This is a genomic window from Pseudomonas sp. WS 5412 (assembly GCF_012985615.1).
Lineage (GTDB): Bacteria > Pseudomonadota > Gammaproteobacteria > Pseudomonadales > Pseudomonadaceae > Aquipseudomonas > Aquipseudomonas shahriarae.
Genome location: NZ_JAARMB010000001.1, coordinates 441,540 through 458,116 on the forward strand (window position 1 = coordinate 441,540; position 16,577 = coordinate 458,116).

At 62.8% G+C, this 16,577-nt stretch carries 13 protein-coding genes; 3 read left to right on the plus strand and 10 right to left on the minus strand.

Features of this window, described 5'->3' with window-relative positions; all coding sequences use genetic code 11:
• Positions 1–42 precede the first annotated feature (42 nt).
• The 6 genes from HBR94_RS02165 to HBR94_RS02190 all read right to left on the minus strand — a co-directional run bounded on the left by HBR94_RS02165 (position 43) and on the right by HBR94_RS02190 (position 9,555).
• Complete coding sequence (locus HBR94_RS02165) at positions 43–1,536, minus strand: sensor domain-containing diguanylate cyclase (RefSeq protein WP_170044067.1); 1,494 nt, start codon at positions 1,534–1,536, stop codon at positions 43–45.
• Positions 1,537–1,619: 83 nt separating this feature from the next.
• Positions 1,620–2,942: an OprD family porin gene (locus HBR94_RS02170; RefSeq protein ID WP_057958508.1), complete on the minus strand. Its 1,323-nt coding sequence runs from the start codon at positions 2,940–2,942 to the stop codon at positions 1,620–1,622.
• Between the two features lie 313 nt (positions 2,943–3,255).
• Entirely contained in the window at positions 3,256–4,620 is a 1,365-nt protein-coding gene (locus HBR94_RS02175; protein ID WP_169959743.1) for a heavy metal sensor histidine kinase, read from the minus strand.
• On the minus strand, positions 4,610–5,287 hold the full coding sequence (locus tag HBR94_RS02180) for a heavy metal response regulator transcription factor (protein ID WP_057958510.1): 678 nt from the start codon (positions 5,285–5,287) through the stop codon (positions 4,610–4,612). The genes HBR94_RS02175 and HBR94_RS02180 overlap by 11 nt, the downstream gene beginning before the upstream one ends.
• A 9-nt stretch (positions 5,288–5,296) precedes the next feature.
• Positions 5,297–8,392, minus strand: a complete 3,096-nt coding sequence (locus tag HBR94_RS02185; RefSeq protein ID WP_170044068.1) for a multidrug efflux RND transporter permease subunit — start codon at positions 8,390–8,392, stop codon at positions 5,297–5,299.
• Positions 8,389–9,555, minus strand: a complete 1,167-nt coding sequence (locus HBR94_RS02190) for an efflux RND transporter periplasmic adaptor subunit (protein WP_170044069.1) — start codon at positions 9,553–9,555, stop codon at positions 8,389–8,391. The genes HBR94_RS02185 and HBR94_RS02190 overlap by 4 nt, the downstream gene beginning before the upstream one ends.
• A gap of 215 nt (positions 9,556–9,770) precedes the next feature.
• Here HBR94_RS02190 and HBR94_RS02195 point away from each other — a divergent pair, with 215 nt between their 5' ends.
• From HBR94_RS02195 to HBR94_RS02205, 3 genes are all read left to right on the plus strand, one after another.
• Positions 9,771–10,004, plus strand: coding sequence for a hypothetical protein (locus HBR94_RS02195; protein WP_057438192.1), 234 nt, complete (start codon positions 9,771–9,773; stop codon positions 10,002–10,004).
• 135 nt (positions 10,005–10,139) lie between these two features.
• Positions 10,140–11,351 (plus strand): transporter substrate-binding domain-containing protein, encoded by a 1,212-nt coding sequence (locus HBR94_RS02200; RefSeq protein WP_170044070.1) that lies wholly within the window; start codon positions 10,140–10,142, stop codon positions 11,349–11,351.
• Between the two features lie 97 nt (positions 11,352–11,448).
• The gene (locus tag HBR94_RS02205) at positions 11,449–13,023 is read left to right on the plus strand and encodes a PAS domain-containing methyl-accepting chemotaxis protein (RefSeq protein WP_170044071.1); all 1,575 of its coding nucleotides are present in this window, start codon (positions 11,449–11,451) and stop codon (positions 13,021–13,023) included.
• A 181-nt stretch (positions 13,024–13,204) separates the two neighbouring features.
• Here the strand turns inward: HBR94_RS02205 and HBR94_RS02210 are convergent, their stop codons facing one another.
• From HBR94_RS02210 to HBR94_RS02225, 4 genes are all read right to left on the minus strand, one after another.
• Positions 13,205–13,948, minus strand: a complete 744-nt coding sequence (locus HBR94_RS02210) for a YkgJ family cysteine cluster protein (RefSeq protein ID WP_057958515.1) — start codon at positions 13,946–13,948, stop codon at positions 13,205–13,207.
• 108 nt (positions 13,949–14,056) lie between these two features.
• The gene (locus tag HBR94_RS02215) at positions 14,057–14,539 is read right to left on the minus strand and encodes a GNAT family N-acetyltransferase (RefSeq protein WP_170044072.1); all 483 of its coding nucleotides are present in this window, start codon (positions 14,537–14,539) and stop codon (positions 14,057–14,059) included.
• A gap of 3 nt (positions 14,540–14,542) precedes the next feature.
• A complete protein-coding gene (locus HBR94_RS02220) occupies positions 14,543–15,445 on the minus strand; it encodes a chemotaxis protein (protein WP_057438202.1) in 903 nt (300 codons plus the stop codon).
• A 98-nt stretch (positions 15,446–15,543) separates the two neighbouring features.
• Positions 15,544–16,518 (minus strand): D-glycerate dehydrogenase, encoded by a 975-nt coding sequence (locus HBR94_RS02225; RefSeq protein WP_170044073.1) that lies wholly within the window; start codon positions 16,516–16,518, stop codon positions 15,544–15,546.
• Positions 16,519–16,577 lie beyond the last annotated feature (59 nt).

A 16,577-nucleotide genomic window follows, 5' to 3' on the forward strand; every position in this document is an offset into this window, starting at 1 on the left:
TCTGTGGTGACAAGCTCCCTCGCCACAATAGGTACGCAACCACTACCTCAACAGGGCCGCATCGACGACGCGGTTACGCCCGCTATTTTTCGCCTCATACAACGCCCGGTCAGCACTGAGCAGCAACTCCTCCAATGACGCGCTGCTGCGTTTGTCCCAGGTGCTCAGGCCGATACTCACCGTAATAGGCTCGCTATCACCCGCAACCGGCGGCAAGTGCTGGATCCCCTGGCGGATATGCTCGGCAATCGTCCTGGCACCGTTGGCATCGGTATGCGGCAGGATCACCGCAAACTCTTCGCCGCCGTAACGTGCCGCCATATCGGCTGGGCGGCGGATTTGGCGGCCGATCACCTGCGCCACGCTGCGCAAGGCTTCATCCCCCCCCTGATGGCCATGGCGGTCGTTGAAGGCCTTGAAGTGGTCGACGTCGATCATCAGCACAGACAAGGGCTCGGTCGAGCGGCGGGCGCGCTCCCATTCCAGAGCCAAGCGCTGGTCGAGGGTCCGGCGGTTGGCCAGGCCGGTCAGGGCGTCCGTGGCTGCCAGTTCTGACAGCACCTTCTCGGCGCGATATCGGCGCCGCAGTTCCAGGCGCAACATCCAGCTCAGCCACAGCAGGCCCACACACAACACCCCGGTGGCCCCTGCCGTCAGCCACGCGGCGCGCTGCCAGGCGGCGAACACATCGTCGCTGGCCAACGCCACCACCACGATCAATGGCAACCGCCCCACATTGGTAAAGGTATACAGCCGTGGCGTACCGCTGATCGCAGAGATGGCCCGGAAGCTGCCGCTGCCTTCTTGCAGCATGCGTTTGAAGTTGGGGCGTGAACTCAGGTCCTTGTCGATCATGTCCCGTTCGAGCAGGGGTTGTTGGGCCAGCAGGATGCCCTGATTATTAAGCAGGTTGATGGTGTTACCGTTGCCGATGGTCAGGCTGCTGAACAGTTGGTCGAAATACGCCAGGCGCATGGTCGCCACGGCCACCCCGGCAAACTCGCCGTCGGGCCCGGTCACGCGGCGGCTGAAGGCGATACGCCAGACCTGCTCGCACTGACAATGGATCTTGAACGGGCGGCTGATAAACAGTCCGGCCTCGGGGTTCTGTTGATGGACCTGGAAGTAGTCGCGGTTGGCGAAGTTACGTCGGGTTGGGGTCAGCGTCGACGAGTCGGCAAGCACCGCGCCCTGGGCGTCCAGCAGCAGGACTTCACCTTTATAGGGGGCTGCGGTGGACTGGTCGAATTGCAGTTGATGCCGCACATCCGCCGGCAGTCCCGACAAGTCCTTGCCGGCCGCCTCAATCAGGCCGTGCAGTGCCAAGTCATAGAGCTCGACGTTGCGCAGCACATCGGCATTGATCAGTTGGGTGATATTGCTGGTAGACCGTTGGGCGGTCTGCAGCGTGCTGGCATGTTCGCGGATCAGCAGCACGGCGACGATGATCAGGATCAGGGTGACGGTGAGGCCACTGCCCAGAATCAGCAAAAGCTCCGGGCGTGCAGGCAGGTTAAGGGCGCGGCGTTGACTCATCGGACGGACTTCGGCGGTGACGATGAGGCAGTTTAGTTCCGCGCGCCTGAAATTAGCTCATCGGCAAAAAAGATAATTGGCCGTCAGAACACATTGATCGGGTAGTCGACGATCACCCGGTACTCATCCACATCGCGGTCCACCGCCGAGTAGCCATTGCTGCCCCGGTTGGTCGCCCATTGCAGGCGCACCGCCAGGTCCTTGGCCTTGCCGCCCTGCACCACGTACTTGAGGTCGATATCCCGCTCCCAGTGCTTGGCGTTCTTGCCGTCGGCGCTGTACCAGGCCGAGTAGCCGCGGCTGTTGGGGTCGACTTTGGTCAGGTCGGTCTTGCCGCTGATGTACGACACCGCTGACGTCAGGCCAGGGACGCCGAGCCCGGCGAAGTCATAGGCGTACTTGAGCTTCCACGAGCGCTCGTTGGGGCCGTTGAAGTCCGAGTATTGCTGGGAGTTGTCCAGGTACACGCTGTCGCCCTGGGCGATGTAGTCGAACGGCGTGTTGCCGTTGACCCGCTGGTAGGCGGCCATGACGCTGTGATTGCCCACGCCCACGGTGAAATGCAGGCTGTAGGTGTTGTTGTCGATATCCCCCAGCAAGGCATTGCCGGTGTCCTGGGTATGGTAGAAGTGCAGGCCCGGGTTGAGGCTGACCAGGTCATTGACCGCGTAGGTGTAGTCCAGGTCGTAGTAGTACTGGTTCCACACGTCCTTGAGTTCGGAGGCGTACAGGTTGCTGGTCAGCCCTGGCAGACCGCTCCAGGCCACGCCTGCCCAGTTCATATGCTGGCTGTCCTGGCCCTTGGGCAGCGCGCCATAGCTGGTGCCGATGCGCCCGTGGCCGCTCTGGTTGTAGAGCTTGGCAAAGCTGGCCTGGCCGCCTTCGAACATCCAGCCGTCGAGGCTGTGGTTGGTCAGGCTGACGCCACGAAAGGTCTCGGGCAGCATGCGGGTCATGCCGCCGGCAATTACCGGGTTGTTGAGGAACAGATCGCCGGCTTTGAATTCGGTATCCAGGGCGCGGATTTTCAGGGTGCCGCCACCGGTGGAAAACGAGCCCGGCGCTTTGCCGTTGCCGCTGCCGTACGGCAGGATGCTGGAGCCGTCGGTACCGCCGCCGCCGTCCAGTTTCAGGCCGAGCATGCCATGCACATCCAGGCCGAAACCCACGGTGCCCTGGGTGTAACCGGACTCGAAGACCCCAAGGAAGCCTTGGCCCCACTCTTTGCTGTCGTCGGTGTGAATGTCGCGGCGGTCGCGATTCATGTAGTAGTTGCGGGTGTTGATATTGAGGCTGGAGCCTTCGACGAATCCGTCGGTGGGAGGGGTGTCTGCGGCATGGGCGATAGGGGAGATAGTTGCTGCAATCGCGAGGAATAACGGGGTGAATGTCAGCGCGGTTTTCACCGGGGGAGCTCCTTTGGGTCAGTCTGAACGGCCAATGTTGTGGGGTGTTCCTGGCCTTTTTTACGGCAAAAAAAAGCCGCTGAAGTCAGCGGCTTTAAGACAGATTCCCAGTGTAGAGCCCTGGAAATAAGTCGAGGGAAATGGCAGGGCGGGTCGGCTGTCTTTGCCGTCTCGCTCGTCGATGCGACATATTGGCGCAGGCGAGCGGTACGGTACAGAGTGTAACAAGATAATGACTGTTGCCCAAATCGCAACAGTCAAGACGATGAAGACCCTCTATGGGAATGGGCTTATGTCGGAGTGGTTTTGAAAATCAGATCGGCAGGGTGATACCAAAGGTGTTGCCACCGTGTTCACTGCGCACAAATACATCCCCGCCATGCATCAAGGCAATCGCCTTGACGATGGCCAACCCCAACCCATGATTGGCCCCGCTGTTGCTGCGTGAGGCGTCGACGCGGTAGAAACGCTCGAACAACCGTGGCAAATGCTCGCTGGCGATCCGTTCTCCAGGGTTGGTCACGCCAATCAGCACCTGCTGCTCGTGCGCTTCAATCCGCACCTCGATCACCTGCCCCGGCGAGGTGTGCTGCACGGCATTGTTCAGCAGGTTGATCAGGGCCCGGCGCAAATGGGCCTTTTCGATCTTCACCTGGGCATCGCCGGCCACCGTGACCTGCACCTGGGCGTCTTCAAGGATAAAGTCCAGATAGTCGAGGGTGGTCGCCACCTCATCGGCCAGGGAGCTTTCAACCAGCTTGGTGGCTTTGCTGCCCTGGTCGGCGCTGGCCAGGAACAGCATGTCATTGATGATCGAACGCAGGCGCTCCAACTCCTCCAGGTTCGATTGCAGCACTTCAAAGTAATGTTCGGCCGAGCGGCCACGGGTCAGCGCCACCTGGGTCTGGCCGATCAGGTTGGTCAGTGGCGAGCGCAGTTCGTGGGCCACGTCGGCGTTGAACGACTCCAGGCGCGAGTAGGCGGTTTCCACCCGCTCCAGGGTGGAGTTGAAGGCATTGGCGAATTGCTTGAGCTCCGGGGGCAGCGGCGACAATTGCAAGCGCCCGGACAGTTTCGGCGGGGCCAGTTTTTGCGCTTCATCCGAGAGCCTGATCAGCGGCTTGAGGCCGATGCGCGCGACCCAGAAGCCCAGCAGCGAAGCCAGCACCACGCCGATAAACGCCAGGCTGATCAACGCCATCAGCAAATGGTGCTGGGTGGCGCGGAAGTTGGCGGTGTCGATGGCGATCATAAAGCGCAGCGGCGGGCGCAGGTCCTTGGCCGGGAACTGGCTGACCAGCACCTTGAACGGGTACGCATGCCCCGGCAGGTATAAATCACGCTTGCCCGTGGGGCCGGCGGCGAACTCGCGAAGGTGCGCGTCCGGGTTGCCGTACTCATAGGCCGGGTTGCTGCTCACTACCCAGAAGCGAATACGTGCATCCTCTTCGCCCAGCAGCTTGAGTTTGTTGGTCATTTTCACCCAGTGATCCGGCGTGCCGAAACGCGTGATCGACGACTCCAGCACACTGTAGCGCGCATCCAGTTCGGCCTCCGGCAACAGGCCCAGGCCACGGTCCACCTGCTGGTACAGCGCGCCGCCGATCAGCAGGAAAATCACCAGCGCGACCAGGGTGAACATGCCGCTCAGGCGCAGGGCAATCGAGTTACTCGACACTGCGGTTCTCCAGTACATAGCCCATGCCACGGATGGTGTGCAGCAGCTTGTGCTCGAAGGGCCCGTCGAGCTTGGCCCGCAGGCGCTTGATCGCCACTTCGACCACATTGGCGTCGCTGTCGAAATTGATGTCCCAGACCATTTCCGCAATCGCCGTCTTGGACAGGATCTCGCCCTGGCGCCGCGCCAGGACGCTGAGCAGCGAGAACTCCTTGGCCGTCAGGTCCAGGCGCAGGCCGGCGCGGCTGGCCTTGCGGCTGATCAGGTCGATCCACAGGTCGGCAACGGTCACCTGCACCGGTTCATGCCCGCCGCTACGGCGGGTCAGGGCTTGCAGGCGGGCGACCAGTTCGAGAAAGGAAAACGGCTTGCCCAGGTAATCGTCGGCGCCTTCGCGCAGGCCGCGAATGCGGTCTTCCACGCGCTCGCGGGCAGTCAGCATGATCACCGGGGTTTGTTTACGCGCCCGCAATGCGCGCAGCACGCCAAACCCGTCGAGGCCGGGCAGCATCACATCGAGCACGATTACTGCGTAGTCGCTTTCCAGGGCCAGGTGCAGGCCCTCGATGCCGTCGCGGGCGACGTCCACCGTGTAGCCTTGTTCCGTCAGCCCGCGATGCAGGTAGTCGGCGGTTTTCTCTTCGTCTTCAATAATCAGGACACGCATGACCCCGCCTCAATGTGTGGTCGCCAGCCCGAGGGCCGGAGTGGGTCTGTGGAACAGCTTCTCAAGGTACAAGTATATGACCGGCGTGGTGAACAGCGTCAGCGCCTGGCTCACCAGCAACCCGCCGACCACCGCGATGCCCAGGGGCTGGCGCAGCTCCGCGCCGGGGCCTGCGCCGAGCATCAGCGGGACTGCGCCCAGCAGCGCGGCGAGGGTGGTCATGATGATCGGTCGAAAACGCGTGACACAGGCTTCATAAATCGCATCCGCCGGTGCCAGCCCACGAACCCGTTGCGCTTCGAGGGCAAAGTCGATCATCAGGATGCCGTTTTTCTTGACGATGCCGATCAACAGCACCAGGCCGATCAAGGCCATGATGGAAAAATCCTGGCCCAGCAGCCACAGCATGATCAACGCACCCAGGCCGGCCGAGGGCAGGGTCGAGATGATGGTCAGCGGATGCACGAAGCTCTCATACAGCACGCCGAGGATGATATAGACCGCCACCAGCGCCGCGAGGATCAGCCACGGCTGGCTGGCCAATGAACTCTGGAACGCCTGGGCCGCGCCCTGGAAATTGCCAATGAGGGTGCTCGGCATGCCGATCTCGTTCTTGGCCTGGTCGAGCATGATCACGGCGTCGCCCAGGGCCACGCCCGGTGCGAGGTTGAACGACAGGTTGGCCGCCGGGAACATGCCGTCGTGGCTGATGGACAACGGCCCGACCGTCGGCGGGTCGACCTTGGCCAGTGCCGACAATGGCACCATTTCACCGCTGAGGGGCGAGCGCAGGTAGAAGTAGTTCAGGCTCTCGGCCTTGCCCCGTTGCTGGCTGTCCAGTTCCAGCACCACCTGGTACTGGTTGGTCTCGGTCTGGAATTCATTGACCTGGCGCTGGCCGAACGCATCGTACAGCGCCTGGTCGACATCGGTGGCGGTCAGGCCGAAACGCGCGGCGGCCTGGCGGTCGATGCTGATGTGGGTGATGCTGCCGCCCAGTTGCAGGTCGTTGGACAGATCGCGGAAGGCCGGGTTGGTGCGCAGTTTTTCGGTCAGGCGCTGGGTCCAGGTATTCAGGGTCGCGCCGTCGTTGCTCTTGAGCACGTACTGGTACTGGCTGCGGCTGGGCCCGGAGCTGAGGTTGATGTCCTGGCCGGCGCGCAGGTACAGCACGATCCCCGGTACCCGGGCCAGTTTGGCGCGGATCCGGTCGATAAACTGGCTGGCCGACACATCGCGATCACCGCGATCTTTCAGGGCAATCCAGAAGCGGCCGTTGGCGATGGTCTGGTTACTGCCGGTCACACCCACCGAGTGGGAGAAGTTTTCCACCGCCGGGTCGGCCTTGATGATTTCGGCCAGGGCCTGGTGCTTGGCCACCATGTCCGGGTAGGACACATCGGCCGCTGCCTCGCTGGTGCCAAGAATAAAACCGGTGTCTTGTACCGGGAAAAAGCCCTTGGGGATAAACACGTAGCCGGCCACGGCCAGGCCCAGGGTCACGGTGAAGATGCCGAGCATCGTGCGCGGATGGGCCAGGGCCCGACGCAGGTTCCTCGCGTAGCCGGCCAGCAGGCGTTCGCCAAAGCCCGGTTTGTCGTGGGGAGGGTGGGTGGGGGCGCGCATAAACTGCCCGGCCAGCATCGGCGCCAGGGTCAGGGACACCACCACCGAAATCAGGATGGTCGAGGTCGCGGTCAGGGCAAATTCCTTGAACAGGCGCCCGACCACGCCGCCCATGAACAGCAGCGGGATAAACGCGGCCACCAGCGAAAAGCTGATCGACACCACGGTAAAACCTATCTCGCCGGCGCCCTTGATCGCCGCTTCGCGCTTGTCCAGGCCCGCCTCAAGGTGACGGTGGATGTTCTCCACCACCACAATCGCATCGTCCACCACAAAACCCACGGCAATCACGATGGCCACCAGGGTCAGGTTGTTCAAACTGAAGCCCATCACATACATCAGGGCAAAAGTGGCCACCAGCGACACCCCCAGCACACTGGAGACAATCAGGGTTGCCGACCACTGGCGCAGGAACAGCGCCATCACCGCCACCACCAGCAACACCGCGATCAACAGGGTGATTTCCACTTCATGCAGCGAGGCACGAATGGTCTTGGTGCGATCCGACAGCGAGCTGACCTCCACCGACGCCGGCAGCATCGCCTGCAAGCGCGGCAGTTCGGCCTGAATGCGGTCCACGGTGTCGACGATATTGGCCCCCGGCTGGCGGAAAATCACCAGGTTGACCCCCGGTGTATCACCGGACCAGGCCTGCACGTAGGCGTTTTCCGAACCGTTGATCACCCGTGCCACGTCGCGCAACTGCACCGGCGCGCCGTCCTTGTAGGAAACAATCAGCTCGCCGTATTCCTCAGGATGAAACAGCTGATCGTTGGTCGACAGCGTCGATACGCTGTCGCGCCCATACAGCGCGCCCTTGGCCAGGTTCAGGCTTGACTGCTGCAGCACCAGGCGGATATCGGCCAGGGTCAGGCCGATGGCGGCGAGTTTGTCCGGCGAGGCCTGTACCCGGATCGCCGGGCGTTGCTGGCCGGTGATGCTGATCTGGCCGACGCCGTCGATCTGGCTGATCTGCCGGGCCAGCAGGGTCTCCACGTAGTCGCTCAGTTCGGTGCCGGGCATATTGTTGGAGCTGATACTGAGGATCAGCACCGGGCTGTCCGCCGGGTTGACCTTGCGCCAGGTCGGCAGGTTGGGCATATCGCTGGGCAATTTGCCGGCCGCCGTATTGATCGCCGCCTGCACTTCCTGGGCGGCGGTGTCGATGCTCTTGTCGAGGGTGAATTGCAGGGTCAACAGGCTGGAGCCCAGGGCGCTGCTGGAGGTCATCTGGGTCATGCCGGGGATGGCACTGAATTGCACTTCCAGGGGCGTGGCCACCGACGAGGCCATGGTGTCGGGGCTGGCGCCGGGCAGTTGGGCGGTGACCTGGATCGTCGGGAACTCCGCCTCCGGCAATGGCGCGACGGGCAGGCGCGGAAAGGCGATCAACCCCAGCAGCACCAGGGCAAAGGTCAGTAGCAGGGTGGCGACCGGATGGTCGACGCACCAGGCCGATACTGAGCCACGGCCCTTCATGGCCGGGCCTGCGCTTGGGCGGTCTGGACCACTTGCGGCGGCTCCTTGAGCACCTCCACCTGGGCACCGGCCTTGAGGCGCGACTGGCCGTCGCTGACCAGCACATCACCGGCCTGCACACCGGTGACAATCGTCAGGTCGCTGTTCTGGTAGGTCACGTGCACCGGCACCACGTCCACCTTGTCGCCATTGACGCGGTACACGAAGTGCGAGTCCAGGCCGCGCTGGACCACGGTCGGCGGCACCACCAGGGCCGCCTTGTCGAGGGCGGTCTGGATCTTCACCGTGACCAGTTGCCCCGGCCACAGTGTTTGCGTGGCATTGCTGAATTCGGCCTTGGCGCGGATGGTGCCGGTGGTGGCGCTGATTTGGTTATCAATCAGGCTCAGGCGGCCTTCGCCGAGCAGGATGGCGGCCGGGCTGTCGGTGTCGGCGCCGAGGAACGCATCGACACTGGCCGGGTGTTGCGCGGCGATCAGGCCCTGCAGGGTCGGCAGCATCTGTTGCGGCAGGGAAAATTCCACGGCGATCGGGTCGATCTGCGTCACCGAGAACAGGCCCTGGGCATCGCTGGTACGCAGGAAGTTGCCTTCATCCACATTGCGAATCCCCACCCGACCGCTGACGGGGGAGCGAATCTGTGTGTAGGAAAGCTGAACCTGGGCCGCATCAATTGCCGCCTGGTTGCCCAGGGCCGTGGCCTTGAGCTGGTTGACCAGGGCTTGCTGCTGGTCGTAAGTCTGCTTCGACACGCCGTCGTCGATGCTCAGCTCTTTGTAGCGCTTGAGATTGACCTGTGCCACCTGCAACTGCGCCTGGCTTTCGCCCAACTGGGCCTTGGCCTGGTCAAGGCTGGCGCGGATCGCCCGGTCATCAATGCTCGCCAGCAGGTCGCCGGCCTTGACCCGTTGCCCCTCCTTGACCATCAACTGGGTGAGAATGCCGTCGACCTGCGGGCGGATCACCACGCTATGCAGCGACAGTACCGAGCCGATACCGCTGACGAACCGTGGGATATCCTGCTGCGCGACACTGACCACCCGTACCGGGATTGCGCTGGAAGCCGACAGCTTGGTCTTGGCCGGCCGGGTCGCCACCCAGGCCACGACCGCCAGGGCTACGACGGCGAGCACAATCACGGTGGTTTTGCGTTGAATGGGCATGGTCTCGCGGCGTCCGGACAGGGAAAGGGAGGAGCGTAGGCTCTTTATAGCCTGCAAACCCGGTCAGCAAAGTGACCGGTAACTGACAGGGCTGTCAGCAAAGGTCGACCATTCGTACGGGCAGTGGTTAAAGAACCAGGGCGCGCAGGTATACTGCGCGCCAGTGTGGCCCGCAAGTCGGGCCCGCGTCATTTTTTGCACGCTCCGGAGCTTCCATGAATTCCCCGACACAACCGCCTGTTGAAAGCGCCGAACTCGCTGATCCAGACAGCCTCGACAGTGAAGCCAAGCCGGTGATCCCGGCGTTCAAATTCCCCTTCAAGCCGGGTGAGCTGGCCGGGGCGAAAGACAGCAATCAGCCGTGGTACAAAAACGGCGCGAAGAACGGCCACACCAAGACCCCCGGCATGGCGCCGCCAGGCACCCGTCGTTCGATGGGCAAGCGCTGACTGCCTACAGCCATTGCTGACTTTTCGCCTTGTCGGCCCATGACCTTTTCTTGAAAGCTTGCTCGATACCCCTTCGCCGCGCCTGGTTGGCAGCACGGGGTGAAGGAGTGGGGTTTTCAAGAAAGGGATGTCTTCATGGCTTGGGCAAAGATCTTTGTTTTATCCATTGGGGCGCTACTGTCGGGCGCCTTTCTGATAGGGCCGGTGGCCGCCGCGGCGCCGCGCAGCGAGATCCGCTTCGCGATTTCCCCTCTGTTTCCTCCCTATGAAAGCCGCAACGCCCAAGGGCAGTTGGTCGGCTTGAACATCGAACTGGGCAATGCCTTGTGCGCGCAACTCGATGTTCGCTGCATCTGGGTCGATCAAGTCTTCACCCATAGCATCGCAGCCCTTGAAAGCCGGCGTTTCGACGCAATCATGGGCATGGCTTCTACCCCGCAACGCCGGCAGTTGATCGACTTCACCGACGATTTGTATCCCCTGACCACGCACTTGGTGGCGCGCCGTTATTCCGGGCTGATGCCCACGGTACGCGCCCTCAAGGGCAAGCGCGTGGGGGTGTTGACCGGCAGCAATCGCGAAGCGTTCGCCCTGGCGCAATGGGCGCCGGCCGGGGTGATCATCAAGAGCTTCTGGCTCAATGACCAGTTGATCCGCAGCCTGGTGGCCGGTGATATTGACGCGACCCTGCAAGGTACAGCCGAAATTCGCCAGGAGCTGCTCGACACCGAGCAGGGGCAACCTTTCGATTTCGTCGGCCCGCCGGTCACCGGCCAACAGATGGGCACTGCCGTGGCCATCGGCGTGCGCAAGTCCGATCGCGAATTGCGCAGTGACCTTAACCGGGCGCTGGAGCAGCTCAAGCAGAGCGGCGAGCACCAGCGCATTCTGCGAGGGTATCTGCAGGAGGAACTCGACATTGCAGCGGCGCAACCGGGCGATGGGCCGCGCTTTTACCCCAGCGAGCTGACGCTGCCTTTTTCCGAGGCGGTGCGGGTCGGCGACACGTTGTACATCTCCAGTATCTCGGGGTTGGATATTCGCGGTAATCCGGTGAAAGGCGGGACGGGCGCGCAGATGAAGCAGGTGATGAAGAACCTGCACGACCTGTTGGAGCGTCATCATTCGTCGTTGGATCGGGTGGTCAAGTGCACCTTGATGCTGGCTGACCTGGATGACCTGGCCCTGGTCAATGAGGTGTACCTGGGCTACTTCGCCCGTAGCCGCTTGCCCGCCCGCAGTGTACTGGCCGTGCGCAGGTTGCCGCGCAGCGCACGGGTGGCGCTGGACTGTGTCGCCCTGATTGAGGAGTACCACGAGCCGCAGGCGCTGGCGCCGGGCAACTAAATGCGTGGAACATGAGCTGGATCAGTATTTGCTCAACCGGTGCGCTTAGAGTCGGTGCCCCTGCCGACTCCCCCAATAACCCCCGAGCGCGCTTTCCATGAAGATCAATCTCCCGGTCACGGGTCGAAATGTGGACATTGCCCAAGATGCCAACATTCTCTCGACCACCGACCTCGGCAGTTCGATTACCTACGCCAACCAGGACTTTATCGACGTCAGCGGCTACAGCCGCGAGGAGCTGCTGGGTGCGCCACATAATCTGCTGCGCCATCCGGACATGCCGTCGGCGGCCTTTGCCCATATGTGGCAGACCCTCAAAAGCGGTCGCTCGTGGATGGGCATGGTGAAGAATCGCTGCAAGAACGGCGATCACTACTGGGTCAGTGCCTATGCCTCGCCGGTCACCCGCGACGGCGTGGCGGTGGAGTACCAGTCGGTGCGGACCCGGCCCGATGCGCGGCGGGTGATGGCAGCTGAGCGCGTGTATGCCCGTCTGCGCACGGGCACTCGGCGCATGCGGCCGGTGCTGAAGATGCCCTTGAAGTTGTCGCTGGTCACCGGCGCGACATGCGCCTTGACCTGGGGGGCTGGGGTCGGCTTGGCGAGCTATCCGTGGGCGGTGCAAGTGCTGGGCCTGGCGGCGGTGGGGGCGGTGGGGATATTAGGCGTCAACCTGTTGTTGCGCCCCCTGCGGCAATTGAGCGAGCGGGCGCGGCAGATCGCCGATAACCCCGTCAGCCAGGCGATCTATACCGGGCGTGCGGATGAGCTGGGGCAAATCGAATTTGCCATGCAGATGCTTGAAGCCCAGGTGGGCGCGGTGGTCGGCCGGATTGGCGATGCATCGCAGCGTTTGTCCGGGCACGCCGCTGCCCTGGTCGAGCAACTGGACAGCAGCCACAGCAGCACCCTGGGCCAGCAGAGCCAGACCGACCAGGTGGCCACCGCCATCCATGAGATGGCGGCCAGCGTGGCGCAAGTCGCCAACCATGCCCAGCAGGCTTCGAAAGCCGCCGACCAGGCCGGCAGCGAGACCCGCGAAGGTCATCAGCGAGTGGACGAAAGCCGCGATGCGGTGCTGCGTCTGTCCCAGGAACTGGCCAGGGCCACCACGGTGATCCATCAACTGGAAAGCCATAGCGGTGATATTTCCGGTGTGCTGGAGGTGATCCGGGCGATTGCCGAGCAGACCAACCTGCTGGCCCTCAACGCGGCCATCGAGGCAGCGCGAGCGGGCGAACAGGGCCGTGGTTTTGCGGTGGTGGCCGACGAAGTGCGTGGCCTGGCGCAACGTACCCAGCAATCGACCAATGAAATCCAGCGCATGATCAGCACCCTGCAGGGCGGCGCCCGGGATGCGGTGATAGCCATGGAGCAGAGCAGCCAGCATGTCGAAGCCAGCGTCGATCACGCCCAGCGCGCCGCATCGGCCCTGGATGGCATCAGCCAGCGGGTCAACCAGATCACCGCCATGAGTGTGCAGATTGCCACTGCAGTGGAAGAACAGAGCGCGGTCAGCGAAGACATCAATCGCAATATTGTCGGCATCCGTAATGCCGGCGAAGCCACCGTCACTGCCGGCCAGCAGAGCCAGCTCAGCTCGGGCGACGTGGCGGCCCTGGCGGAAGATCTGCGGCGGCTGGCAGAAGAGTTCTGGGGCAAACGCCACTAGGTTGTGGCTGTGGCAAGCCCTGATGCCCTTCAGTTCAGAGAGGGTGCAGGGCAATCAATAACCTGTGGCGAGGGAGCTTGCTCCCGTTGGGGCGCGAAGCGGCCCTAAAATGGGACTGCTACGCAGTCCAACGGGAGCAAGCTCCCTCGCCACAGTACAGCCCCAACCCATTTGACGCGCCTCAGGCAGCGCGCAGCGAGATAAACGCATAGTTGGCCGGCACCTCGGTGGCGATCTGTGCCCCGGCATCCAGTAACTGTTCGGCGATGTCCATGCCGGACACATGAAACACCCACTCATTGGCCATGGCCGGTTGTTCCACCGCCAATTCAATGGCCTGGGCAAACGCGCCCATATCCGGCAGGTACGCGGTAAAGCCATCGCCCTTGAGCGCCGTGGTGCGAATCCCCAGCAGGGCGCACACCGCTTCCTTGGTCTGCACGTCGTCACGGTCGGCCTGGCGTGAGCGGCGGATCAGCTCCGCCAGTTCAGGGTCCACCAGTTCACCCCCGACGATCAGCGCCGGGCCCTGTTCCCAGGAGTGCGGCGGGCAATCCTTGGCGGCCGGGTTCAGTGGGATATGCGGGTTGATCTCCATCGGGTAGATACGACAGACCAGTGGCCGCCGCTCATAGATGCCGCAGCGGTTGTCTTCGTCAAGATTCCGGCAGGGCCCCGCGTTGTAGGCGGCAAAAGTAATGGCCACAAACGCCTCGGTCGTGCCGCTGGGCACCACCACCGAACGCCGTTCGGCATGCTCGCGTTGTTGCAGCGGCAGGCCCAGGCCATTGCCCAGGAAGCCTTCCACCAGGACGATGACATTGCCGCCGTCCGCCGCCCACTGGCGGGCTTCGTCGAGTGTCAGGGGGACATGATGGTCGGTGCAGCATTTGCCGCAACCAACGCAGGAAAAATGGGTATTCATGGAAGATCTGCTACCAGGCCAGGTCAGAGGGCGCTCTTGGACGGTGACGGGTTTTTACCTCTATCCGCCGTTCAGAGACTCTGGAAGCAAGTTATGCGCCAGTGCCGGTCAGTCGTCGCTGACCACGTCGCGCAGCACAAACACCATGCCCGCACTTTCATACAGCTGGCGTGCGCGCAGATTGCTCTCCAGCACCTTGAGGTCCACATAGGGCTCGCCGCGTTGCTTGAACACCTGGAAGCTGTGCAGCAACAAGGCGCGACCCAGCCCCTGGCCCTGGGTACAGGGGTGGATGGCGAGATTCTTGATAAAGGCACTGGTCCAGCATTGGGCCACGCCAAGTATGCCTTCGGCGTTGCTGACCACCAGGCACAGCCTGGGGTCGAACTCTGCGTTGCTGATGAACTGCTGCTGCCAGGTGTCCAGGTTGGCGACATGGCCGCCGCCCTGTTCCTGGGTCATGCGTAACACCGCATGAATCGCCGGGGCCAGTTCGTCGCGGTAATGGTCCAGGCGGATGCCGCCCGGCCATTGCGGCGCGGGCAGGCTGGTGGTGAGGTCGCGGCGCAGCAGTTGGTAATACGCTGTCAATGTTTACAGGCCTTTTTGCGCCACGGTCTGGGCCGCGACCACCAGGCATTTGGTCAGCTCGGGTGACGAAAACTTGGTCAGCACCGAGTCGGCACCGGCCAGGCGGGCTTTTTCGCTGTTCATCGCGCTGTCCAGGGAGGTGTGCAGCAGCACGTACAAATCCTGGAAATCCGGGGTTTCGCGCAGGGTGCGGGTGAGGGCGTAGCCGTCCATTTCCGACATTTCGATGTCAGACACCACCACATTGATCTGCCCGGCGCTGCCTTGCAGTTCCAGCAGCACGTCGATGGCCTCTTTGGCACTGCGAGCGGTGTGGCAGGTCAGGCCGAGGTTGCGCAGGGTGTGCACCGATTGCTGCAGGGCCACCTGGCTGTCGTCCACCACCAGGATGCGCGCATGGCCGAGCACTTCGGCTTCTTCCATGGTCAGGTCGGTCGGTGCCACTTCGATCTGCGCGGGGGCGATGGCGTGGATGACTTTTTCGATGTCCAGCACCTGCACCAGCACCCCGTCGACCTGGGTCACGCCGGTGATAAACGAGCGTGTGCCGCCGGAACCAAAGGGCGGCGGACGGATATCGGTGGTCAGGCAATGCACGATCCGGCTCACCGCCTGCACATGCAGGCCCTGCTTGGAGCGGCTGACATCAGTGACGATCAGGCAACCGCCGTCGGGGTCTTGCAGGGGCATTTCGCCCAGCGCCCGGCTGAGGTCGATCACTGACAAGGCCGCGCCACGCAGGGTGGCGATGCCTTTGACGTGCGGGTGGGACTCCGGCAGCTTGGTCAGCGGCGGGCAGGGAATGATTTCGCTGACTTTCAGCAGGTTGATGGCCATCAGCTTGCCGCTGCGCAAGGTAAAGAGCAGAAGCGAGAGTGAATCTGCGCGGGCTTTGGTGGTGGACATAAAAACCTTCTGTGGATCAGCGATAACAATCTATAGCGGGTTATCGACGTTCGCGCCAAAAACTGTAGGGGCTGGCTTGCCAGCTCCTACAATGCCGATCAGCCTTTCCACACCTGCGGGTTCACCAGATCCTGCGGGCACTGGCCCAGCAGGGCGCTGCGCAGGTTGTCCAGGGCACGGTTGGCCATGGCTTCACGGGTTTCATGGGTGGCCGACCCGATATGCGGCAAGGTCACTGCATTGCTCAGTTGGAACAGCGGCGACTCGGCCAGGGGCTCGCGCTCATACACATCCAGCCCGGCGCCGCGAATGCGCTGGGTTTGCAGGGCTTCGATCAGTGCAGGCTCGTCCACCACCGGGCCTCGGGAAATATTCACCAGGATTGCGCTGGATTTCATCAGGCCCAACTCGCGATGGCTGATCAGGTGCTGGGTCTTTTCACTCAACGGCACCACCAGGCATACAAAATCCGCCTCGGCCAGCAACTGGTCCAGGCTGCGCATCTGCGCGCCCAGTTCCTGTTCCAGTGCGGTCTTGCGGCTGTTGCCGCTGTAGATAATCGGCATATTGAAGCCCAGGCGCCCACGGCGGGCGATGGCCGCGCCGATATTGCCCATGCCGACGATACCCAGGGTCTTGCCGTGTACATCGCAGCCAAACAACGGCGCGCCGACGCTGGCTTTCCACTGCCCGGCCTTGGTCCAGGCGTCCAGCTCGGCCACGCGGCGGGCGCTGCTCATCAGCAGGGCGAAGGCCAGGTCGGCGGTGCTTTCGGTCAGCACATCGGGGGTGTTGGTGAGCATGATCCCGCGTTCGTTGAAGTAGTCCACGTCGTAGTTGTCGTAACCCACGGAGACACTGGACACCACTTCCAGCTTGCTCGCCCCTTCGAGCTGCGCCCGCCCGAGCTTGCGGCCGACGCCGATCAGGCCGTGGGCGTGGGGCAGGGCTTCAGTGAACTGCGCGTTGATATCACCCTGCTTGGGGTTGGGGACGATGACCTCGAAGTCCTGTTGTAGGCGTTCGATCATCGCGGGGGTGACACGGCTGAAGGCGAGGACAGTCTTTTTCATCGCAAGTGAGGCTCATCGACAGGGAAGAATGCCAAGCACGCTAACATTCCTCGCTGCGA

Excerpts from the sequence above, each read along its gene's own strand:
- HBR94_RS02165 (WP_170044067.1), bottom strand. The coding sequence starts at position 1,536 with ATGAGTCAACGCCGCGCCCTTAACCTGCCTGCACGCCCGGAGCTTTTG.
- HBR94_RS02180 (WP_057958510.1), bottom strand. The coding sequence starts at position 5,287 with ATGCGTGTCCTGATTATTGAAGACGAAGAGAAAACCGCCGACTACCTG.
- HBR94_RS02185 (WP_170044068.1), bottom strand. The coding sequence starts at position 8,392 with ATGAAGGGCCGTGGCTCAGTATCGGCCTGGTGCGTCGACCATCCGGTC.
- HBR94_RS02190 (WP_170044069.1), bottom strand. The coding sequence starts at position 9,555 with ATGCCCATTCAACGCAAAACCACCGTGATTGTGCTCGCCGTCGTAGCC.
- HBR94_RS02195 (WP_057438192.1), top strand. The coding sequence starts at position 9,771 with ATGAATTCCCCGACACAACCGCCTGTTGAAAGCGCCGAACTCGCTGAT.
- HBR94_RS02200 (WP_170044070.1), top strand. The coding sequence starts at position 10,140 with ATGGCTTGGGCAAAGATCTTTGTTTTATCCATTGGGGCGCTACTGTCG.
- HBR94_RS02205 (WP_170044071.1), top strand. The coding sequence starts at position 11,449 with ATGAAGATCAATCTCCCGGTCACGGGTCGAAATGTGGACATTGCCCAA.
- HBR94_RS02210 (WP_057958515.1), bottom strand. The coding sequence starts at position 13,948 with ATGAATACCCATTTTTCCTGCGTTGGTTGCGGCAAATGCTGCACCGAC.
- HBR94_RS02220 (WP_057438202.1), bottom strand. The coding sequence starts at position 15,445 with ATGTCCACCACCAAAGCCCGCGCAGATTCACTCTCGCTTCTGCTCTTT.
- HBR94_RS02225 (WP_170044073.1), bottom strand. The coding sequence starts at position 16,518 with ATGAAAAAGACTGTCCTCGCCTTCAGCCGTGTCACCCCCGCGATGATC.